General features: G+C 43.4%; 25 protein-coding genes and 1 pseudogene. 12 read left to right on the top strand and 14 right to left on the bottom strand.

Annotated features, from left to right (window positions below; genetic code table 11):
* Positions 1-36 precede the first annotated feature (36 nt).
* From QUB61_RS27890 to QUB61_RS27860, 7 genes are all read right to left on the bottom strand, one after another.
* Entirely contained in the window at positions 37-297 is a 261-nt protein-coding gene (locus QUB61_RS27890) for a ParE family toxin-like protein (RefSeq protein ID WP_172190774.1), read from the bottom strand.
* Positions 294-713 (bottom strand): hypothetical protein, encoded by a 420-nt coding sequence (locus QUB61_RS27885; RefSeq protein ID WP_333133536.1) that lies wholly within the window; start codon positions 711-713, stop codon positions 294-296. Before QUB61_RS27885 ends, QUB61_RS27890 begins: the two co-directional genes overlap by 4 nt.
* A gap of 62 nt (positions 714-775) precedes the next feature.
* Entirely contained in the window at positions 776-1,618 is an 843-nt protein-coding gene (locus tag QUB61_RS27880) for a YheC/YheD family protein (protein WP_333133535.1), read from the bottom strand.
* Positions 1,619-1,661: 43 nt separating this feature from the next.
* Entirely contained in the window at positions 1,662-1,967 is a 306-nt protein-coding gene (locus QUB61_RS27875; RefSeq protein ID WP_333133534.1) for a hypothetical protein, read from the bottom strand.
* 150 nt (positions 1,968-2,117) lie between these two features.
* Positions 2,118-2,621: a hypothetical protein gene (locus tag QUB61_RS27870; protein ID WP_333133533.1), complete on the bottom strand. Its 504-nt coding sequence runs from the start codon at positions 2,619-2,621 to the stop codon at positions 2,118-2,120.
* A gap of 85 nt (positions 2,622-2,706) precedes the next feature.
* A complete protein-coding gene (locus tag QUB61_RS27865) occupies positions 2,707-3,396 on the bottom strand; it encodes an ImmA/IrrE family metallo-endopeptidase (protein WP_333133532.1) in 690 nt (229 codons plus the stop codon).
* Positions 3,397-3,411: 15 nt separating this feature from the next.
* Complete coding sequence (locus QUB61_RS27860) at positions 3,412-3,735, bottom strand: helix-turn-helix domain-containing protein (RefSeq protein WP_006634885.1); 324 nt, start codon at positions 3,733-3,735, stop codon at positions 3,412-3,414.
* A 253-nt stretch (positions 3,736-3,988) separates the two neighbouring features.
* On the opposite strand from QUB61_RS27860, the gene QUB61_RS27855 reads away from it, so the two are divergent.
* The 6 genes from QUB61_RS27855 (at position 3,989) to QUB61_RS27830 (ending at position 8,024) form a co-directional block, all read left to right on the top strand.
* Positions 3,989-4,255, top strand: coding sequence for a hypothetical protein (locus tag QUB61_RS27855; RefSeq protein ID WP_006634886.1), 267 nt, complete (start codon positions 3,989-3,991; stop codon positions 4,253-4,255).
* 181 nt (positions 4,256-4,436) lie between these two features.
* Positions 4,437-5,138: a hypothetical protein gene (locus QUB61_RS27850; protein ID WP_333133541.1), complete on the top strand. Its 702-nt coding sequence runs from the start codon at positions 4,437-4,439 to the stop codon at positions 5,136-5,138.
* A gap of 59 nt (positions 5,139-5,197) precedes the next feature.
* A complete protein-coding gene (locus tag QUB61_RS27845; RefSeq protein ID WP_333133531.1) occupies positions 5,198-5,566 on the top strand; it encodes a hypothetical protein in 369 nt (122 codons plus the stop codon).
* Between the two features lie 56 nt (positions 5,567-5,622).
* The gene (locus QUB61_RS27840) at positions 5,623-6,600 is read left to right on the top strand and encodes a hypothetical protein (RefSeq protein ID WP_333133530.1); all 978 of its coding nucleotides are present in this window, start codon (positions 5,623-5,625) and stop codon (positions 6,598-6,600) included.
* Between the two features lie 76 nt (positions 6,601-6,676).
* Positions 6,677-7,756, top strand: coding sequence for a hypothetical protein (locus QUB61_RS27835; protein ID WP_333133529.1), 1,080 nt, complete (start codon positions 6,677-6,679; stop codon positions 7,754-7,756).
* A gap of 73 nt (positions 7,757-7,829) precedes the next feature.
* Positions 7,830-8,024, top strand: coding sequence for a fasciclin domain-containing protein (locus tag QUB61_RS27830; protein WP_333133528.1), 195 nt, complete (start codon positions 7,830-7,832; stop codon positions 8,022-8,024).
* 31 nt (positions 8,025-8,055) lie between these two features.
* Here the strand turns inward: QUB61_RS27830 and QUB61_RS27825 are convergent.
* Positions 8,056-8,905: pseudogene (locus tag QUB61_RS27825) on the bottom strand (alpha-amylase family glycosyl hydrolase).
* Positions 8,906-9,100: 195 nt separating this feature from the next.
* On the opposite strand from QUB61_RS27825, the gene QUB61_RS27820 reads away from it, so the two are divergent.
* The 4 genes from QUB61_RS27820 to QUB61_RS27805 all read left to right on the top strand — a co-directional run bounded on the left by QUB61_RS27820 (position 9,101) and on the right by QUB61_RS27805 (position 13,340).
* On the top strand, positions 9,101-9,916 hold the full coding sequence (locus QUB61_RS27820; RefSeq protein ID WP_333133527.1) for a hypothetical protein: 816 nt from the start codon (positions 9,101-9,103) through the stop codon (positions 9,914-9,916).
* Between the two features lie 5 nt (positions 9,917-9,921).
* Positions 9,922-11,964: a pentapeptide repeat-containing protein gene (locus tag QUB61_RS27815; RefSeq protein WP_333133526.1), complete on the top strand. Its 2,043-nt coding sequence runs from the start codon at positions 9,922-9,924 to the stop codon at positions 11,962-11,964.
* A 40-nt stretch (positions 11,965-12,004) separates the two neighbouring features.
* Positions 12,005-12,829, top strand: coding sequence for a Uma2 family endonuclease (locus QUB61_RS27810; RefSeq protein WP_333133525.1), 825 nt, complete (start codon positions 12,005-12,007; stop codon positions 12,827-12,829).
* 229 nt (positions 12,830-13,058) lie between these two features.
* Complete coding sequence (locus tag QUB61_RS27805) at positions 13,059-13,340, top strand: YiaA/YiaB family inner membrane protein (protein WP_333133524.1); 282 nt, start codon at positions 13,059-13,061, stop codon at positions 13,338-13,340.
* A gap of 95 nt (positions 13,341-13,435) precedes the next feature.
* Here QUB61_RS27805 and QUB61_RS27800 read toward each other — a convergent pair whose 3' ends face one another.
* The 6 genes from QUB61_RS27800 to QUB61_RS27775 form a co-directional block, all read right to left on the bottom strand.
* Positions 13,436-13,906 (bottom strand): ferredoxin, encoded by a 471-nt coding sequence (locus tag QUB61_RS27800; protein ID WP_333133523.1) that lies wholly within the window; start codon positions 13,904-13,906, stop codon positions 13,436-13,438.
* 77 nt (positions 13,907-13,983) lie between these two features.
* Complete coding sequence (locus QUB61_RS27795) at positions 13,984-14,370, bottom strand: DUF1257 domain-containing protein (RefSeq protein ID WP_015176941.1); 387 nt, start codon at positions 14,368-14,370, stop codon at positions 13,984-13,986.
* Positions 14,371-14,410: 40 nt separating this feature from the next.
* The gene (locus QUB61_RS27790; RefSeq protein ID WP_015176940.1) at positions 14,411-14,620 is read right to left on the bottom strand and encodes a DUF2997 domain-containing protein; all 210 of its coding nucleotides are present in this window, start codon (positions 14,618-14,620) and stop codon (positions 14,411-14,413) included.
* Positions 14,621-14,999: 379 nt separating this feature from the next.
* A complete protein-coding gene (locus QUB61_RS27785) occupies positions 15,000-15,872 on the bottom strand; it encodes an ABC transporter permease (RefSeq protein ID WP_333133522.1) in 873 nt (290 codons plus the stop codon).
* A gap of 202 nt (positions 15,873-16,074) precedes the next feature.
* Positions 16,075-16,746, bottom strand: coding sequence for a hypothetical protein (locus QUB61_RS27780; RefSeq protein ID WP_333133521.1), 672 nt, complete (start codon positions 16,744-16,746; stop codon positions 16,075-16,077).
* Positions 16,743-16,973 (bottom strand): RusA family crossover junction endodeoxyribonuclease, encoded by a 231-nt coding sequence (locus QUB61_RS27775; protein ID WP_333133540.1) that lies wholly within the window; start codon positions 16,971-16,973, stop codon positions 16,743-16,745. Before QUB61_RS27775 ends, QUB61_RS27780 begins: the two co-directional genes overlap by 4 nt.
* A gap of 582 nt (positions 16,974-17,555) precedes the next feature.
* On the opposite strand from QUB61_RS27775, the gene QUB61_RS27770 reads away from it, so the two are divergent.
* Together QUB61_RS27770 and QUB61_RS27765 are read left to right on the top strand one after the other, a co-directional pair.
* The gene (locus QUB61_RS27770; RefSeq protein ID WP_333133520.1) at positions 17,556-18,884 is read left to right on the top strand and encodes a pitrilysin family protein; all 1,329 of its coding nucleotides are present in this window, start codon (positions 17,556-17,558) and stop codon (positions 18,882-18,884) included.
* A 707-nt stretch (positions 18,885-19,591) separates the two neighbouring features.
* On the top strand, positions 19,592-20,620 hold the full coding sequence (locus QUB61_RS27765; RefSeq protein WP_333133519.1) for a C39 family peptidase: 1,029 nt from the start codon (positions 19,592-19,594) through the stop codon (positions 20,618-20,620).
* The last annotated feature ends 79 nt before the right edge of the window (positions 20,621-20,699 follow it).

The raw sequence follows: 20,699 nt of genomic DNA, 5'->3' as shown, positions 1-20,699 counted from the left end.
AACCAACCATCTCGAAAACCCGCCCCGGCCTGATTACTAGAAAAAACGTTCATAATCATCGTGGTTTCCAATCCAAAACCATGTCACGGTATCTCCTTGTAAAATCCCCACTGCTCGATAGCCGCGCGTGATTCTCGCAGACCAGATATTTTCTTCCTGGTTGATGCACTTGAAGTGCAAAGATCGATGAAAGGGATTTTCCAGCCAGAAACGATAAGCTTTTCTAGCTTGCTCTTTTACTCTACTGTCAAGAGAATTGTATTTTTCCCAAAAGGAAGGAAGGGTGGCAGATTTCATAACTCATTGAGTCTCATTTCCTCTGCCCTTCCTTCAGCAATTTCTTGTTTTGCGCGTTGGGCAGCAGCCACAAGTTGCGGTTGCGTTTTCTTGAAAGATTCGTCCCATTGAAGCTCATCTTTTAATTCTGCGATATACTCTTTCAAGTATTCTGCTACTTGCTGCTGTAAAGTTTCTGGCAGAGACTGCATCATCTCGATCGCTGCATCAATACCTTCCCACAGTTCCGATACAGGTCTAGTTTTTCCTGTCTTTATTTCCAGCCATGCTTGGAGAAAGCTTTCTTCTGGAGATGGGAGTGCTTCTTCGTCTTCGTTAGCAAGAACGACGATCCTAACTCTGCGTCCGGCAAATTTTTCTGATAGGGCTAGAATCTCTTCCCAAGTTCCCTCTAGTTCTGCGATTTGTGATGTCATTGCTTTTACTTTTTTTGAGATTTGGATTTAGTTAATTGTAGCGCATCTCTAAAATCGAGCATTTACGGCTTTTTGTTAACAATTAAGGTCTCCAAGACGCCTTTAAACATTGTTACGACAATTTGGCGATCGTTATCTCTGACAAAAATATCGTAATGGGGACTTGAGTTAATTTCAATTAACCAATATGCTCCGTTTTTATCTAGCGCGATGTCAAACCCAGCATAATTAATCGCAATTTCGGCAAAAACAGGTTTAACAAAATCTTCAATCTCCGACATGAGAGTGGGGTTAATTATATGTTTGGCTTTTGCACCTTCCCAGTGCAGCGGGCTTAAATTCCCCGCAAATTTAGCCTGAGATTTGTCTTTATCGTACAGCAAAACTAGCTTTTCTTTGCAGAATACAGCCCGATATTCGTGGGCAATTTCGATATATTCTTGAGCTATGGCCACATCGTCATAATCTTTGCTGTTGACGTTAAATATAATTTCTAGGGCTTCTTTAATTTGCTCTCTAGTTTCACACAAAAAAACATTGTTGCCGCCTGAACCGCAATTTCTTTTGAGAATCACCGGGAAAGCGAATTTTTTGTTTACTTCTAAAACTATTGATTCAATATCTGGGAAACTCAAATACTTTTTATACTTCTCCTCGCAGTGAGGCGAGACAAAACCGAGAGTTCGGGGAGTATTTATTTTGCCGTTTAATAGTTGATAGGTATATTCTTTGTCTTTAAAAATCAGTGGCACTGACGCGCTGTTAAATGGCGTCATGTAATTGACAAAATAATATTCTTCGCCGCCCTGTTTGAGTCTAATCAAGTTTTGGGAAGGATGCAGGATTTCGTAAGGGATATTTAACTCTTGACAAGCTGCCAGCAGGATTTCAATATTGATTAGCATAAAATGCAATTTCAATTGTTAATTTTAACTTTAGTATCCACCATTACTCAATATCCCGCCACTCGCGAGCATCCACAAATCTCGACAAATGCCCCACATTTGTTGTAGCAATAACAACCTCTTCTCCACCTTCACCAACCAGCAAACCTTGAGCCGCTAAAATCACATCTCCATCAAGTTCTTTCGGGTCTGCTGTCGGGATTCCTGCTTGACGGGATTCGGCCCACAACTGAGCAGCCTTGAGAATTACTGGCGTTGTTATCGGCAAGTATTCAAGCCAGCGTAATTTGCATTCATCAAGGCGCCTGATACCTGCCAGCTTATTTGCCCGCAATGACTCGCGCCGCACTTCATAATCTGTTATTGTCAGGTAAAATCCTCCTGTAACCTTTTAATAGCAAAGATTCTACCCAATGGTGGCACTCTAAAGTCACAGGCGGCCCCTTGGGATGCGTTAATATTCCCAGAGGCCCCGAATCCAATAAAACTATCATTTTTGTTACCCCGATATCGACCTGTTAGAAGAAACTCGATCTTCATCTAATACTTTTTGCAAATATTCACCAGTCTCTGTTTGTTCCTCAGGGTCTCCTTCTTCTCGCCATTTTCTCAACAACTCTATCGCTGCTAAATTTCTCTGCATTTGTTCTTCCTTCGTTCTGGCAGGAAGCACGGCAGATGATTTTATAGGAGCGTTATCTAATATTTTTTGATAAAATTCAACTAGCTTTATTCGTTCCTCGGCATTTCCTTCTTCTCGCCGCTTTTGCAACGACTCTCTTTCTGCTAAATTTCCCTGCGTTTGTTCTTCCTCCGTTCTAGCAGGAAGCACGTTATATGATTTTTGATTCGCGGTGTTTAGCCAATTAATCAGCCGTAGATCTACTACTTCCGCAATTATCGCTTTCAATTCTCCAACGGTCAACTCCGATACTGGTTTGGTGTCGAGAATTATCGCTTGCAGTTCTTCAACTGTTAAATCTGCTACTCGTTTGGCTTCCATTTTGTTGCCTCCTAGTGTACAAATAATTTTAACAATTTGAGATTCGAGAACTCGCAATTCTCAAATCTCAAATTCGAGTTCCCTCTCAACCAAACAACCGCTGCTGCCCGTTGGCGGCATCTTTCCCGGCATAAATCTCGCGCGTTCCCTTGGGAATGTAAATCCAATCGAATTCTTGCAAGCGGTTTGTTAAATTGGAAATGCTCACTCCCAATTCATCTCTCATTTTGTATAAATGCGACCACTTAGTTAAATCGCGTCCCTGTCTTTTTTCCTCCAAAATACACCGAGGCATCAACAAACAGCTTGCAAAATATTGCGCTTGCCATTCGATCGACAAAACCTTATTATCAGCACTCGCACCCCGACAAACAAACGGTTCCTCGACATCCTGGGCGGTTTTTCCTTGATTGCCTAAGTTTAATTCTAACTGTTCCACAGTGCCGTCTGCTTCGTCTTGATTGACGTGTAGCACCCAGTGGCCGATTTCGTGGGCGATCGTCGATTCGATGAAGCCCGGCGGTTTTTCGAGAATCTGTTCGTTGATTTCGATTAACCGCTGCTGCGGCAAAATCCTCGCCGCGATCGCACCTTCTTCATCCGGTTCAATGCACTCCCAAACTACGCCCAAATCCAGAAAATCAGCAACCGTTGTCGCATCAAAAGGCCATCTCGGAGCAAAATTTTGCGTTTTCTGCATCTGCATCAAGATGTCATTTGCCAAACGCTCGATCGTTTCTTTGGGATAGAAGCAATACGGCTTAAAGATACTCACTATGAGGGGCCTCTCTTACGCTTCAAAAGACTGTTTGAGCCAATCTGGATTTTCTTGCATTCGGCGGAAAAGAGCCTGCATTTCCTTCGGATTCTGCTTCAGCAGCGCTTCGTACTGCTGCGGCAGCCTCCCCGCCAAGAAAATCAATTCCTCTTCGTTTATGTCTAGATTCCGCGCTAATGCTCGGATTACCTCCTCTTTTGGCGCATAATCCGCTCGATCGTTCTCCAACTTCGACAAATAAGTAAAGTCCACACTTAGCATAGCTGCTAGCTCACGTTGTGAGTAAGCTTTGTCCTTGCGAGCTTGACGGATCAGTCTTCCAAATGTTTGTTCCACGGTTTTTCGCCTCCTGACAAGCATTCTAGCCTGTTTTGATGAAAAGTTCAACAAAATACTTGACGGGAAAATCAACCCAGGCTACCATGAGGATAGTTGACGGTTTAATCAACTAACTCAACCGCCCTGTAGGGTCAAAAGTGGAAATTTTCCCAGCCAACACGCTACATATAGCGCCGTCAACTTCAGAGGAGTGAGAAGCGCTGGGCGTCAAAACGCTTGTACGCAGCAAATAAGGAGGAGCAGATCGCAAATGCTGAGAACCTGGACAGACACGCATTACAAGCTCGAAGACGATGACTGGCTATACATCGCCACCCACGAAGAACAAAGCTCAGCCTCACTGGTTTGTCCCGGCTACGCGCGGGATGGCGAAGGCTTCAGCATCCACTTCACCCCAGCGCACCTAGAAACGTTAGAGCATTTGCTCGCCGCGCTGCGGATTATCAAAGCTCAACAAGAGGCGATGCTTGAGTATACCTATCCAGAACCAAAAGCGACAACACATCTCATTAGGTAATGGAAGGAAGAAGGAAGTTCGGCAACGAGCAATGTACGGGATGTAACGGATGTCAGGAAGAAGGAAGAAGGAAGAAGGAAGAGGGAAGAAAAATAATTCGATTGTTGTGAGTTCCCAATTCCCAATTACCGATTCCTAATTGTCAGAACATAAATCAATAACTAAGGAAAAACGAACAATGATTACTAAAACACAAGAAAGACCGACATTTTCAGTATTTGGTGCCAAACCGAGCAATGCTTTGCTAGTACCGGAAATCCCGATCGCCGTCCGAAACAACTGTCAAAGCGGCCAGTGGACCATCGGCGATACAGACTACGGTTCCAAGTGTTCCATGACAATCCTCAAATTCTCCAAATTCTTCGGTTCCCTCGGTCAAACTTCCCACACACTGTGGGGTCAACTGTGGTTTGTCGCAGAAACCGGCGAACTGCCGCAAGGAGTTGTCATGGTGACCTACATCAAAAACCGCAGCTTGAACGATTTTAACCGCTTGGTAGCATCAGTTCAATCTCGCGGCGTAGAACCTGCAACCGGAATTTTTGTTCCCGAGTTTGTCAAACATTCCGGTCAAAAACCAGACGATAGCGGAGTAGTAAAACCTATCAACTACTACAGCTTAAAATGGTCTTGGAACGAGCGGAAAGATTGGGCGGTTATCGACCAAGCCGCGGCAGTTTTGTCAGATTCTAGCAATCAATCGCGGATGATTGACTTAGAAGGAACAAAAGCTATGGTGTGTTTAGATAACCTGCCGGCACAGCAAGTTGCCTCCTTGATGGCTGCTCACGCTGGCGGTGAAAGCGATGCTATTGCTTTGAATTCCAACGGCGGTATGTCGCTACCGCCAGCGGAAGACAAATCAACTGCTGACTTGTTCTAATTCTGTTGTAAAGGCGCAATTAAATTGCGCCTTTACCATAACTGTTACAAAAGAGTGAAATGAAGAAATTAACGAATCTGAATACCAAACCCAACCTGCAAGAAAGCCCTTTGAGAGAGAATCTTGAGCTGCTCGACCAAATTCGAGCCGACGCAGTTAACGATATCGAAAGTCTCACCGAAGACTTCCAACACATGACTTTAGTTGCCGAATCTGTCCAGCGTAATTACCGAGCTTTGTTAGCCGAAAATCAATTGCTAAAAGGCACACTTTTAAGTATAATTGATGAGTGCGGCTGCTGGCAAGGAAATCGGTGCGATCGCTGCTGTAAAATTCTTAAAATTCTAGCCAGCGCCAATCCCGAAGAAAAACCCAACGCAGCCAGAAAGTACCGAGCCATTCTCAGCCAACTCCGCAACTTAGAATAACTGAAAACGTCTCAGTAAAAAGTCTCGCCAAGTTAGAATCAGGAGAAGCAAACATTATGACAATCGCAACTGCCAAGGATAGCAAAGCCAAAATTTTGCAAAACTTTCAGCAGATTTTAGCCGACAAAAAAAAGATCGAATCCAAAGTAGAAACCAAAGAAGAGTCAGCCGAAAAAGCCAAAAACAAACAACTCCTCGAAGTCGCTTCCACCTACACAATTGACAGCATCGTCAAAGGCTTGGCTGACTTGCAATTAGATTTCGGCAGCATCACCAGCGGACTTTCCGAAAAACTGAAGGCGGAATCTTCAAAATTAGACGAATTAAAACGCGCGATCGAAATTGAAGCCCAACAATTGCAAGAGTTGCAGCAAATCAGAGTTGTAGCGGACGCCCTCCACATTTTAACTCAAGAGCACCGAGAAAAACTGACCCTGCTCGAACAAAACAGCGCTAACCAGCGCGAACTTATCGAAAAAGACACCACCCAAAAACGCAAAGTTTGGGAAAAAGAACAGCAAGAGTTTGACATAGCAATTCAAGAAGAGATTGCACTAACAACAAAAGAACGCCAGCGGGAAACAGCAGATTATCACTACGAATTAGAACGCACCCGCAAAGTCGAAACTGACGAATACGAAGAAACAAAACGCAAACTAGAACGGGAATTGCAACAATCTACTCGCGAAAAAGAGAAAAATTGGGGAGAACGCGAACAAGTCCTGAGTGACAATCAAGCTGAGTTTGAAGCAAATCAAAAGAAAGCGGCTGGATTTGAAGAAGAACTGAAACAGGCTTATGTCAAAGCCAAAGAAGAAGCTATTCAAGAAGTTTCTCGCGAAGCTAAAGTTAAGGCAGATTTGGTGGAGAAAGAATGGGAAGGCACTAAGCAAGGATATGAATTGAAAGCGCAATCTTTGCAGCAGACTATTGAGCGACAAACAGAACAAATCGCCGAAATTTCCGCGCAACTGCAAGCCACGATGAAGCAAGCGCAAGATTTGGCAATGAAAGCTTTTGCCAGCAAAGCTTAAAACCCACTAAGGTGTGCAATGCGCACCTTACGGAAAAATGACCGAAATTTTCCCAACTATTAAGGAATGAAAAGTCATGAACAAAAGAGTTAGCGACAAAAGCACCAAGGCTGAAATTTTAGAAGCGTACAAGGAAGCAGCGCAAGAAAAAGCGCAGTTAGAATCGCAAATCCAACAGCTAAACGCTTCCCAAAAGCAAATACCCGCCCCAGAAAAACCTATTGTGGAGGCACAAAAACCAATGGCTTTAACTCAAAATCCACAAAAAATGCAGTCTACAATCGACAATTTGATTTTGCTGCAATTTGGCTTTGGCGGCGCTGTCAGCGAGTTGTCGGAGAAATTAACTTCGGAAGCTGCTAAACTCGAAGAATTGCGGCGCACGGTGGGCGAGGAAATTCAACAACTGCAAGAGTTGCACAGTTTAGAAGATGTTACAGAAGATACGCTGGACAATTTAATTCAACAGTACGAAGAAAGCGCGAAAACTTTTGCTGGCGAACTTAGCGAACAGCGCGAAACTGTTGAACAGGAATTGTTGGAACGCCGACAAGCTTGGGAAAAAGAGCAGGAACTGCAAAAGTTGGCAGTTAGAGAACGCAATGAGCATCATCAAAAAGCTCGCGATCGGGATGAAGAGTTGTATTATTATGATTTGAATCTTCAGCGAAATCTGGACATCGAAGAATACGAACAGCGCCAGAAAAGGCTGTATCAAGAAATCGAAGAGTTTCAGCAAGAACAGGAGAAACAGTGGGGGGAACGCGAAAAATCTATTTCGGAACGGGAAAAACTTTATGCTGAGGTTAAAGCTAAGGTAGAAGCTTTCCCGAAAGAACTGGAAGCTAATATCAAGAACGGCAAAGATAACGGCCGCAATATTGGCAATTATCAAGCTAAAGTTAAGGCTGATTTGTCTGCTAAAGATATCGAAGGGCAAAAGCAAAATTATGAACTGCAAATTCAAGGGATGTTGCAGACAATTCAAAATCAAGATGCGCGCCTTGCTAGCTTGTCGAAACAACTGGATTCTGCTTTGAAACAGGTTCAAGATTTGGCGGTGAAGGCGATTGAGGGAGCATCGAATTTGAGTTCTTTGCAAGCAGTCAGGGAAATTGCGATCGAACAAGCGAAGACTCAGCAAAAAAATAAGTAATCCGTAGCGCTTTTAGGAGCTAATTAGGTTGCTTTAGATACCCGATTTCTTGAAGAAGTCGGGTATCTGGGTATTGAAGGAGCGCATCACTGATAATTTCGTTGAACTTCGTTCCGCTGAGACAGTCGAAGGTTCGGTGGTGGGGATTGATACTTCTGACGGTACTAAAGTCAATCATGCTAAAGTTCTCAAGGCACATATTCTTGCTGACAATGGCACGATCCACATCATTGACGCAGTGTTAATACCAGGACTGGTTTCCCCATAGCAAATATGTTGGGCAATGCCCAACATATTTGTTAATTAGTGGCACCAAGTATTAATCCCGTCCGAGGAGGGATGCTTAATTCTAACTGGTTAGTTTCTCCTTCAATGTTCCACGAAACATCGCCACTACCGTACAAAATTTGGTCAGGATGAGATTTGATATTAGCTGTATTAAAGCTAACTTTTGTAGTTGCCGTCCCGACCTTAACAGCCACAATTAATTCTTCTTCCCCTAAAATTATAGCGAAGGCGTACACTGTTCCCTCAGCAAACAAAACTTGGTATAATCCAGTACGGAAGGCAGCCTATTTGCGGCGCAAACCTATTAAATACTTGTGGTAATTTAAAACATCCATTTCCCACTGCTGTTCCATCGGAAATACTCGGCGAAAGTCGGGATCTAGTCCACCGATTAAGCCAACTTCGTCGCCATAGTAAATGCTAGGAACACCGGGAAAAGTTAACAGCAGCAAAGTAGCAAGTTCGACGCTAGCTTTGTCGCCTCCGGCAATAGAAAGCAGCCGTGCTGTATCGTGACTTGCTAGTCAATTTAGCTGAGTAAGCTGTATTTCCCAATGATATAATTCTAACAAATTCTGGATTTTTTCGCCGTATTCTGTGGTAGCGGTGGTTGCTAGCGGATTGAAAGATAGGGGGGAAGTAAATCGCGTCTATGCCTAAGTCTTGGAGATAATCTAATTGTTCCATGACACCCCATAAGTCGCCGCCTTTGTAGCCTTGAAGGGTGGGAATTTCGTGCCACTGTTCCCAAAGAAAGTTTTGCAGTAGCCGTCTGCGGGGTTGTTTACTTCTGGCGAAGCGATCGGGGAATTTTTGATAAAATATAGCGTTCTTAACCCAGTCTGGTGTTTGAATTTGCATATTAGTCTTGCTGACCTTCTATAGGCTAAGGCTACAATTATCAGGGCTGCTTTTGAATCTAACTTTTGGTATAACCCTACCTGTTAAGTAATATTACTTTAAATAAAGTTTTATTGATATTTCCTGATTTTTTCAGGTTTTTGCTCAAGATTAAGTATATGCGTAGTGTGTTGTAGCATTCGGGAAGTTAAATCAATGGTTACTCTTCGCCTTCAAGAATTAGCTGAAGCAAAGGCTTTATCTTTACTAAGCCTTATTTCAAAGATTCCAGAAGAAAATATTCAACTATTCTCTACAGAAAATTTAGGAAAACTTGCTTCTGCATTAGGAAACTCAGGACACCAGGATTTTTTTGAAATATCTATTTCCCAAAAGGCTCGAGAAAAAGCTTTATCTTTATTAAGTCAGGCAGCGGGCATTGATGAAATTGTTATTCAAAAATATGCTAAAGAGCAGATTGAAATAACAAAGGCTACTGCTACAGATTTGACAAAAATTGCCGAAGTGTTAAAAGTTTCTACTGTCGAATTAGTCAATCCTGTTTTTAAAAGAGAAGCCGTAAAGCTCAAAATCAGTGAATTGATTCAGGCAAATAATACATCTTTAGAAGACTTAAGTGCTAAGACTCAAATAGACTTACCAACTCTTTGTTTTTACAGCACGCAACCTATAGGGAAGCCAACACTAAATGACTCTCCCATACGCGACAATCTTGGAAAAATTAGTGAAGCGTTGGGTCTATCTAGCATAGAAAATTTACTGGATGCAGATGTAGAATTGCCCCCGACAAGACTTCGCATTCTAGAGGTAGCCAAAGAAATAAATCTAAGTTTAGAAGAATTAAGTTTAATTTCAGGTATAAACCCCCATCTCTTAGATTTGTTAGCTAACCATCCTGTAGATATAACAGCTTTAACAATTTTAGATCCTAGAGCTTGGAAAACAGAAGGAATACTTTGCAGATTAGTTTGTATAGCCTTAAATCGGACTAACAATTGTTTTTGTGAATAATTAAGATGGATAAAAGAATGAAATCTCATGAAAAAGATATTAGAAGTTGTGAATATCGAGGTCAAAGTTTAAATAATAAAAATTTTTCAAATGCCTGTTCAGGACAAAAACTTTTAGAAAAAATAAAAATCGTTAGTTTGGGTATCCTCGGATGTTGTCTATCGAGTATTGTACCTTTCCTTTCAGGTGGCTTGTTAGAAATTGTCTGGACGACAATAAAAGCAGATTATTCAGTAGACTTAATTAAAAGTGTATCCATTACCTTATATCTAACCAATTTAGTTTGTATTGGACTTTTAGGCTGGCAAGTTGCTACAGCGATCGCGAGCGTAGTATTGATGTTTATAGGAGCTATTATTTACATTACTTTTGAAATAAATAGTTCCAATTTAGGAATAGGAGGCGTTGCTGTTGCTCAAGGCTTTAGCATGGCTTTAGCTTGGGGAGGAGCAATTAGTATAGCATTTTTTATGAGTTTAAATGATTTATGTCTGGGATCTGTCGGGAAATCATTAACACTTTTAGGAGCTGTAATTTCAACTGAAAGTATAATTTTATTAGGTTTAAAGTTTTTGAATAATCCAAAAGCTGAATCTGGTTTTATTCACAGCATTGCAGCCCTTGTAGTCATCCTTACAGCCAGTATTATCGCTCAACAAGTAGTGAAAGGTTCGCCCAAATTTGCTTGGCTTGCAGATGAAGCGCTTTTATGGGCAGCAAAAGGTGGAACGTCTTTTTATGGAGTCGATTTAACAGATGCTTGTTTTGATGGCGCACATTTACCCCATACAGATTTTAGAAAAGCAGATTTAACTCGTGCAAGCTTTAAAGATGCAACTGGATTAGAACTGGCTCTTTTAAAAGATACGATATTAGAATGCCCAAAAATTAGAAAATTATTGACAAGTAACAAAGGTCAAGGGGAAATTTATAGCGGATTATCTTTAAAAGGAGCAAACTTGAAAAAAGCTGATCTCCAAAATTCAAACTTTATGGAAGCTGATTTATCGGGTGCAGATTTGAGAGGAGCGAATCTAGAAGGCGCTATACTTAGAGGAGCTAAGTTAAACAAGGCTAATTTAAAAGGGGCTAATTTAGACGGAGCGAATTTAGTAAAAGTACAAGCATTAGAAGCAAATTTTTCTGATACTTCTTTAACAGGTGCTTGTATTCAAGATTGGAGTATTAATGAAAATACTGACTTTAATGATGTTAGAGGTAAGTATATTTACCTGAAATTCGGTCAGCATCAACCTGGAGAAAAGCAGCCCAGCGATCGAGAATTCCAACCCGGAGACTTAGAAAAATGGATAATAAAAACTTACCAAGCATTTAATTTAATTTACAGGCAAAAATTAGAGTTAATTGCTTTTGTGATTGCTTTAGCTCAAACTGCTAAAGAACATGAGGGAGTTGATGTTTCCCATTTTAGTATCGAAAAAAATGGAAATAGTATCTTAGCTAAACTAGGCGTTTTTCAAGGCGCTGATACCTCAGCCATTCCCCAGACCTTTATAAATAATTATAAAGATGCGGTAGTTATTCAGGGTGAAGAACATAATATTGTAATGAATCCAAATGCAAAGGTAAAAATTGTGGAAAAGAAAAAAGAAAACCATGTAGGCGGCGATATAGTTGGTGGAGATAAGGGAGATAAGACTACAGTTGGTAATATCACTGCTGGGGATGTCACGGGTTCAGCACTGGTAGGCGATATCAGCGGTCAAGTTTCCGTAACAATTCAACAGCTAAAAGATGTAAAAGCTGCCGATAGCGATGAGTTAGCAAGTATTCTCACGGCTTTACAAGAAGCAATTCCTGGTGACTCTGCTCTTTCTGAAACACAACAGAGAAGTGCATTAAAAGCAGTGGAAACAATAGCAAAAGAAGGCAAAAAGCCACCTAAAGAACGCGATAGTGACATTTGTTCGATGGCTTTGGATGCTCTGATAGGTGTTACCGCTACTGTAACAAATGTTAGCAAACTAGCAGAACTTGTTGAGAAATATCTACCGACTCTTACTCAACTACTAAAAATTAGTTTGTGATGAGCTATACTAAAATCAGTACCCCCAACCATCAAACAGCATGGTACAACAACTCACCCCTGAAACCAAACCAGAAATAATCTACCCCGACAGCGACGGAGAACCAATGGCAGACAACACCAAACAATTCCGCTGGATTGTCACGGTTAAAGAAAATCTAGAAATCTTGTTTGCCAACAACCCCGAAGTCTTCGTCGCCGGAGATTTACTCTGGTATCCCGTTCAAGGAAATAACAAAATTCGCCAAGCACCCGATGCAATGGTAGTCTTTGGCCGACCAAAAGGTGACAGAGGTTCTTACAGACAGTGGGAAGAAGATAACATCCCTCCCCAAGTCGTCTTTGAAATCTTATCCCCTGGCAACCGTGCTGGAAAAATGGGACAAAAACTCCTGTTTTATCAGCGCTATGGAGTTCAAGAATATTACATTTACGATCCTGACGACATCGAATTGAGCGGCTTTGTTCGCAATGAAGATTGGTTGGAACCAATTGCAGAGATGAATGGTTGGGTTAGTCCGCTGTTGGAAATACGCTTTGAATTGACAGAAAATACCCTAGAAATTTATCGACCTGATGGCCGGAGGTTTCTCACTCCTGTGGAAATGGATCAACTCAGAGAACAGGAACGGCAAGAGAAAGAACTTGCTCAAGCTCAAACTCAACAGGAACGGCAAGAGAAAGAACTTGCTCAAGCTCAAGCTCAACAGGAACGGCAAGAGAAAGAACTTGCTCAAGCTCAAGCTCAACAGGAACGGCAGCGTGCAGAGGAAGCGATCGCCCAACTAGAACAAGAACGACAGCGTTATCAAACTTTGCTACAACAAATACAGCAGCAAACCATAGACCCCGACCCTAGTAATTAACAAAACGAATCCAACTCTATCAATCTCCCTTAGTCCAGTTTCCCAACTGTCTACTCCCACCCAGTCTTCCTTGAGCCTTAAACCCTATTTACAGCGTTATAGTTTTTAGTAAAAAGCCCGATCGCACTGTTCACTTATCGAAACTGTCCCCTGCTCTCCTGACCGCTTCAGTCGCACTATCTATGCTTTAAGTTAATCCACCAAAAGATATATTTGACCTAGAGGCACTATGCAGAAACAAATCATACGTCAAAAAGATACTAATGCTTGGATACTTCAGTGCTGGGTTTCTTTTATTCTTGCCATTTCCGCAACTACTGTAGGTATCTTTTATTTACGGGTAGATCCCTGGCAAAAAGCTTTTATGGGTATGGGTTTAACTTTTTCAGTCGGCTCGTCTTTTACTTTAGCAAAAACCCTTCGCGATAACAACGAGGCAACAACATTAACTGCCAGAATCGACGAAGCTAGAGTTGAGAAAATTCTCGCTGAGCACCATCCTCTCAAATAAACTTGAATTATACAATGTATACCAAAAACAGCCCGGGCGGGCTGTTTTTGTTGTTTGAGCCACAGGTTTCAAGCTGTGGATGTGAATTGGGGATTTCAAGGGCTACCTTTGAACTTGCGATCGCGCAACTTATTCTTTTGTCGCTGACGAACACCGGCCTTAACCATCGCAAAATCCACCGGAAAACCAACGACAGGAATCACCTGATCCTTGCGTTCTGCTTCCAGATTCTTGAGTTCGGTGTAATCAACCCAGTGAATGCAATTCACCGGACAAGTGTCGATCGCCTCAGCAATCAACTCTTCAGAATCCCCGTCTTGTCGAACTACGCGCGATCGACCGTAATCCGGTTCAATATAAAAAGTATTGCGAGCAACGTGAGCGCAGTGCTTGCAGCCAATGCAGGTAATCTCATCAACATAGACACCTTTTTGGCGCAACACGCCACCCAACTCCGGTTCCAAACCAGAGCGATCGGGCGCATCCCGCAAAAAACCTCCCAACTCCGGCTCTAAACCAGAGCGATCGCTTGCTGTATCTATTCCGAGTCCAGAAAGCTCAGACATTTAGACCCCCACAAGAGTAAATAAGTCCGCGCAAGCGGACTTTGATGACACAAGATTGCAAAAATCTCGAAAAATTATTAAGCGCACCAGCGCTGCACCACCAAGCGGAGCGAACCGTCTTGATTTTGCTTTTGCTCAGAAACTTGGAAACCCTGCTTAGCGCTTTCATTCACCACAGTATGGTAAGCGTAGCGCTGAGTCACCTTATTCAGAAAACGGTCTACAGACCAAGCTTGCTGCCAAAATTGCAAGTCAGCCACCAATTCATACTCAGTCCCGTTCCAGCTAAAACCTACGTCGTAGCCGTTTTTTTGCTCAATCACGACCTCAGCGGTGCTGGTTAGGCCGCGATAGCCGCGCACCTCAGTCGGGCCCGACTTCCAGTCGATACCCAAGTCAGTTAAAGCAGCTTCCAAAGAATTCAAATTGCGGATCTGGGTCTTAATTTGGCTAAAGTGTGACATGGTGATTCCAAAATAATTTAAGTGAACTCAACAAAAAAAATTACCAATCGCTAAAAGCCACTTGGGCCGTCGCTTCGGCTGACTGATGCAGGGCTTGCGTGAAATATTCAGATGTTGACTCTTGATGAAGCACCACGCCGAGCTGAGCTTCAATTGCAGCCGTTACCTCAGCGCAGGAAGCACCGACAATGCCGGTGACTGTTTCCTGTACGCGGCCATCTGGATAGATCACAAACTCTAGTGTTTCCATAATCCGGGCTGACTGAATAGGAATAGTGAGAACAGACACCGACACCAGCAAGCCAGGGACGATGCCTCCTGAAGTCGCTTCTTGAGAGTTGGCTGACTGGCAAAGCGCTATATCAATTTTGACGAATTGATAGGTTTTGAGTCACAACTTAACAGAACTTATTAATATGTAGAAGCAATACATCAGTTGTATGTAAAGTTTCGCGTAGATCGTGACACCAGTCAAGTCACTCTATGTTTAGATTTTAGATTTTAAATTTTAGATTTTAGAGTGAGGAAGAAGGAAGAGGGGATGAACCGCAGAGGGCGCAGAGGGCGCAGAGAGAAGAAGGCAGAAGGTAAAAGGCAAAAGGCAAAAGTATAAATTCCCTACTTCCCCTCTAATTCCCTCTGGGGTCTAAAACGTCTCGCAGGCCGTCGCCTAAAAGGTTGAAACCAATAACAGTCAAGGTAATCAGCAAACCTGGAAACACGATCGTCCAAGGAGAGGAAAGAGCGTATCCGCCCTTAAAAGCATCAGAAAGCATCGTCCCCAACTCAGGAACCGGCGGCTGTGCGCCCAAACCCAAAAAACCCAAACCGGCAGCTTCTAGTGTCGCGGTACCAGTCGAAAGAGTTGCTTGTACAACTAGAGGCGCGAGACTTCCCGGCAAAATGTGGCGAAAAATAATCCGCAAGTCGCTGGCGCCCAAGGCCTTGACAGCCAAAACAAATTCTTGTTCCCGCAGAGACAGCACCATACTGCGAGTTAAACGGATGTAAATCGGAATTTGCACGAGGCTGACGGCGATAATTACGCTTTGCAGGCTCGGCCCGGTGACGGTAACAACGCCGATCGCCAGTAAAATCGAAGGAAAAGCTAACAAAATATCCGCCAAAGTGCCGATCGCAATTTCCAGCAACCCCCGAAAATACCCGGCCACCAGCCCCAAAAGCGCTCCCACAATTAAACCCGCACCCACAGAAACCAGGCTGACGAGTAAAGATATTCCCAATCCGTGCCACACCCGCACCAACAAATCTCGCCCCAAACCGTCGGTGCCAAACCAATGTTTAGCGCTAGGAGCCACTAAGCGCAACAAATAATCTCGATCGACCGCCGGATCGTAAGGAGAAAGTAGGGGGGCCAACACTGCCCAGATCGTCAGCGCTACAGTCAAAATTAAGCCGATTTTCCCCGAAGTCGATCGCCAAAATCGTTGAAAAGCTGGTTGTGGAAATAGTAAGTTTTTATTCCATCTTCGATTTTCCATCTTTTGCTGTCACAAAAAAAACTGAGGACTTGGGCAACTATTTCTAAGAGGCAAATGCCTGTTGAGAAAGAGCAGATAAACAAAGTTAAGGGCTGACGCTTCTATCTCACTTGTTGGCTAGGGCAATTCCTGCTCGGGATAGGTGCGATCGCGCGGACTTTGTAAAGCGCAGTGAGCAACGCTCCTTTTGCGGAACCTCCTCTCAGGACCCAGATGCTTGTGGTGCCCATAAACTTATTAATTCATTGACAAGGGCGAGCAATTCAGATACAGACTCATTGATTTCTGGTGTCTGAAATCCATGAATAAATCGATTTCTTACGCTTAAAAGTAGCATGGCTCGATCGTACTCTTCTATTGAAAGTTCTCCTTGCGAATACATATGTTTAATCAGAGATACAGTTGGAAATCTTTCAATTGGAATAATAGCCTCCTCAGCTCGTCTACGCAGGAGTGCTTCAAGTGTTCCCCAAAGTGATAAAAACGCGCCTTCATTTTCTCCTAATGAAATTAGACGTTCACCCTGTGTTTTTCTAGTAAAAATTTGTTCCCAAGATAATAGATTTACTTCAGTGTCTTCGTCTTTCAGTAAAGCATCTTCAGTAATTAACAAGAAACGCCACCCTGTATTTTGAGAGACTATTTCAGCAATTTCTTTCAACCTGTCTATGGATGTTTGTCTGGCAGAACGTTTGAATTCGATTATGTAACCTTCGGCTTCGTTCTTTTTTACAATCAAATTTGGACGATATGTCCCTAAATCGAAAGGGATCTGTTCGGGTTCAGGGTCAACCAATACTGTATAGCCTTCTTGTCGGTATTTTTCGGCAATTTTAGACACTGATTTGTCGTGTATCAATTTAGTAGCGGTCATAGATAACTCTCTAATGCTTTTGCTGAATTTATTCTAACGTAAACGCAGTCGCTGCCAGATATTATGCCACGGACCAACAATGACGGACATGAAGCAACGTCAAACGTGTCACTAAGCGAGCGACGATGCGACTCCACATCTGTGACAAGTGAATCATCCTCATAAACTAACCCAATTAGTGCGTCCTGTATGGGCTTTATGATATTGTCTGTGTCAACAGGGTCAATCGATTTTAGATTTTAGATTTTAGATTAAAGAATTGAAGCCTTGACCCCACGGATAAATTCGGGGGGCAAGTTTCATCGGATACAGGTTTTTTATTTCTCCACGGATGAATCCGGGGGCTTGTATCCTGGATGCTTTCGGTCAGGATCGTAGAGGTATATTAAAGTTAAATGAACGTTTCCTGAATAAGGAGCTCCTACCCAAGTTTTTGAAGCTTCTGCACGCACAAATGCTTGCCAATCCTGTAGCTTGCTTATCTTTCTCGTTTGCAAAGATACAGGGAGTCTGGGAATCAGAAACTCAAATTGCATTTACAACTCCGAAAATTTAATGCGAAAAGAAGGGATTAAAGGCTAAATTCAAACTAGACTATAACTTGCAACTTTTAACAAATCAACTTTTGTTTTGTCGATCGCAGTGATTTCTCATAACCCTCACGCCCTCACCGCGATCGCATTTCGCGCTCGCCCCCGACAACATCCCCAGCAACCATCAGCCGTGGGATCAATCTAAAATCTAAAATCTAAAATCTAAAATCGGATGACCCTTTAAGATATAGAGAACAAGATAAATTTAAAAGCGCAATGACATCAATCCTACTCAAATCCTCCTCCCGATCCCCCCTCAACGCCCCAACAGTCCGCAATTTCCCCAACGGTCTCACTGTTATAGCCGAACACTTGCCAGTCGATGCTGTTAACCTCAGCGTATGGCTCAATTTAGGCTCAGCCGTCGAACCAGACGAAATCAACGGCATGGCTCACTTTTTAGAACACATGATTTTTAAGGGAACTCCGAGCATCCAGAGCGGAGAATTTGAGCGCGCGATCGAGCAGCGCGGCGCTGTCACCAATGCAGCCACCAGCCAAGATTACACTAACTACTACATCACCACAGCCCCTAAAGATTTTGCCGAACTAGCTCCCTTGCAAGTCGAGGTGTTGCTCAACGCCAGCATTCCCGACGACGCCTTCGATCGAGAACGGCAGGTAGTGTTAGAAGAAATTAGACGATCGGAAGACAATCCGCGCCGCCGCACCTATCAGCGATCGATGGAATTAGCGTTTGAAGTCCTGCCCTACAAGCGACCGGTACTCGGCCCGACTGCCGTAATCGAACAGCTTACCGCGCAACAAATGCGGGATTTCCACAGCAGCAGATATCACCCAGGGGCCATGACAGCCGTAGCTGTCGGCAATTTGCCAGTCGATCGACTAATAGAAATTGTCGCAGACAGTTTTGCAGCAAAAAGCACATCACAAAACAACAAAATAAATGTGCCTGCTGTCGGAAACTTTCACCCAGAATCCCAAATCCTGAACTACGGCCAAGAATCGCCGTTTACAGAAACAGTCCGCCGCGAATTTGTAGACTCTGCCCTTCAGCAAGCCCGACTGATCGTGATGTGGCGAGTGCCAGGTTTCATGGAAATGTCCGAAACCTATGCCCTGGACGTTTTGGCGACAATATTGGGTCACGGCCGCACAACTCGCTTGGTTCAGGATTTGCGCGAAGAAAAAGGGCTAGTTTCGTCAATTTCGGTCAGCAACATGACTCAGCGACTCGGCGGCGTATTCTCGATTTCTGCTCAACTAGCAACAGAAAACTTGGCAGCAGTGGAAGCTGCGATCGTCCAACACATCCGCACTCTCCAAACTGAACTGGTGACAGATGCCGAAATTTCCCGCATCCGCACCCAAGTAGCAAATCGGTTTATCTTTGGTAACGAAACTCCGAGCGATCGAGCAAGTTTGTACGGTTACTATCAGTCGATGTTAGGAGATATAGCTCCAGCCCTCAACTATGCCGCCTGCATCCAAGCTCAGACGGCGCACGATCTCCGAGAAGCCGCCGTCAAATATCTGTCTCCCGACGCCATGGGTGTTGTGGTAATTCGCCCGGACGAAGCATAAACTTGGTCGATCGCCTCAACAGCGGAATTCTGCCCTCCCTCTGCTTTTGAGGCATCCAACAGCATTCGGCATTCGGCAGAAAGAATGCCAACTGGCACCAGGGATTTTTAGTCAATAGTGCCTGAAATTCGATCGACCCTCGCCTTGAAGGTTTTGTATCAAATAATTAATATGAAGCCTTTAAGGTACGGGCGATCGATAAAATTACCGTAATTTTATGAGAGGATAAACTGGGAATTATGGACAATCAAGCAATTGGGTCCCGGGCCACCGGATTTATCTGCCGTCGTAATTCTCAAATCTCAAATCTCAAATCTCAAATCTCAAATCGATAATTTTATGAGAGGATAAACTGGGAATTATGGACAATCAAGCAATTGGGTCCCGGACCACCGGATTTATCTCCGGTCGTAATTCCAAAATCTCAAATCTCAAATCGATAAAATCACCGTAATTTTATGAGAGGATAAACTGGGAATTATTGACAATCAAGCAATTGGGTTCTGAACCACCGGATTTATCTCCGGTCGTAATTCTCAAATCTAAAATCTAAAATCGATAAATCACCGTAATTTTATGAGAGGATAAACTGGGAATTATTGACAATCAAGCAATTGGGTCCCGGACCACCGGATTTATCTGCCGTCGTAATTCTAAAATCTAAAATCTAAAATCTAAAATCTAAAATCGATTGTGGGCACGCAAGCATGAAATTACAGAACTTTCTAAACTCAAAAATGAGGTACGATGCCAAAGCAATAGCTACTGACGACGAACTCAGCCACCAAATTCAAAGCCGCCTCATTGACCTGGGTTTACTGAAACCTCCCGTAGACGGAAAATTTGGCCCTCTCTCTACTGCTGCTTTGCACCGATTTCAAACTCTGATGAAGTGCGGCGAAGCTGGTTTTTTGGGAGCAGTGACAGCCACAAAGCTGATCGAAACCAAACCAGGGGACATTCCCACACCTCCCCTGATCCTGAAAACGCTCAGAGACACCATTTTTAAATCAAAACCGCTGGCATCTTCTGGGCTTCTGGACTCGGAAAAACAATTAATACCAGGGGGAAAAGAGTTTGAGATCCTGGCTTTTGCTCCGACTCGCCGTCACATCAGAGTTGCTCTGCGTAACGAGTCTTTCAAAGGTTCAGGGATTTGGTATGTTTTCGGAGCGCACGCTCAAATTACTCAAGACGACCTTCTGTTTTATCCGAAACCGAATCCCCCAACTGTCAGGCTTGGCATTCCTTATCGATCGCAAATGGATAACTTGTACAATCCTACAGGTTCTGCCAATGTAACTTCAATAGCGATGTGTCTGGACTTTTTGAGGGTGCCGCAGCGCCAAAAAACCGGGCAATATGAAGACGAACTCTACGAATATGCGATCGCCAAAGGTTACAGTCGCTGGGACCCCTACGATTTAGCGAAAATTGTTAAAGATTACGGCGCTCAAGATTTCTTTACCGAAAATGCAACTATTGATGATGTTCAAGATTGGCTAGCCAGCGGAAATCCCGCTGTTATCTACGGATACTTTACGTCTTTCGGTCACGTTCTAGTTGTCGCAGGCTACGACAGCGAGGGATTCTTCGTTCACGATCCCTATGGCGAGTGGTTCCCAAGCGGCTACGACACAAGTGCCAGCGGTGCCTACTTGCACTATCCCTATCGCTTAATCCGCAGCGTGTGTATGGCTGACGGGAATTTTTGGGTTCATTTTATCTCTAAGTAATTGTTAGTCATTAGTCATTAGTCATTAGTCATTAGTCATTAGTCATTAGTCATTAGTCATTAGTCATTAGTCATTAGTC

The organism is Microcoleus sp. C2D2 (genome assembly GCF_036702495.1).
GTDB lineage: Bacteria > Cyanobacteriota > Cyanobacteriia > Cyanobacteriales > Microcoleaceae > Microcoleus.
The sequence above is the reverse complement of the archived record's forward strand: the minus strand, read 5'-3'. Positions and strand labels throughout refer to the sequence as shown.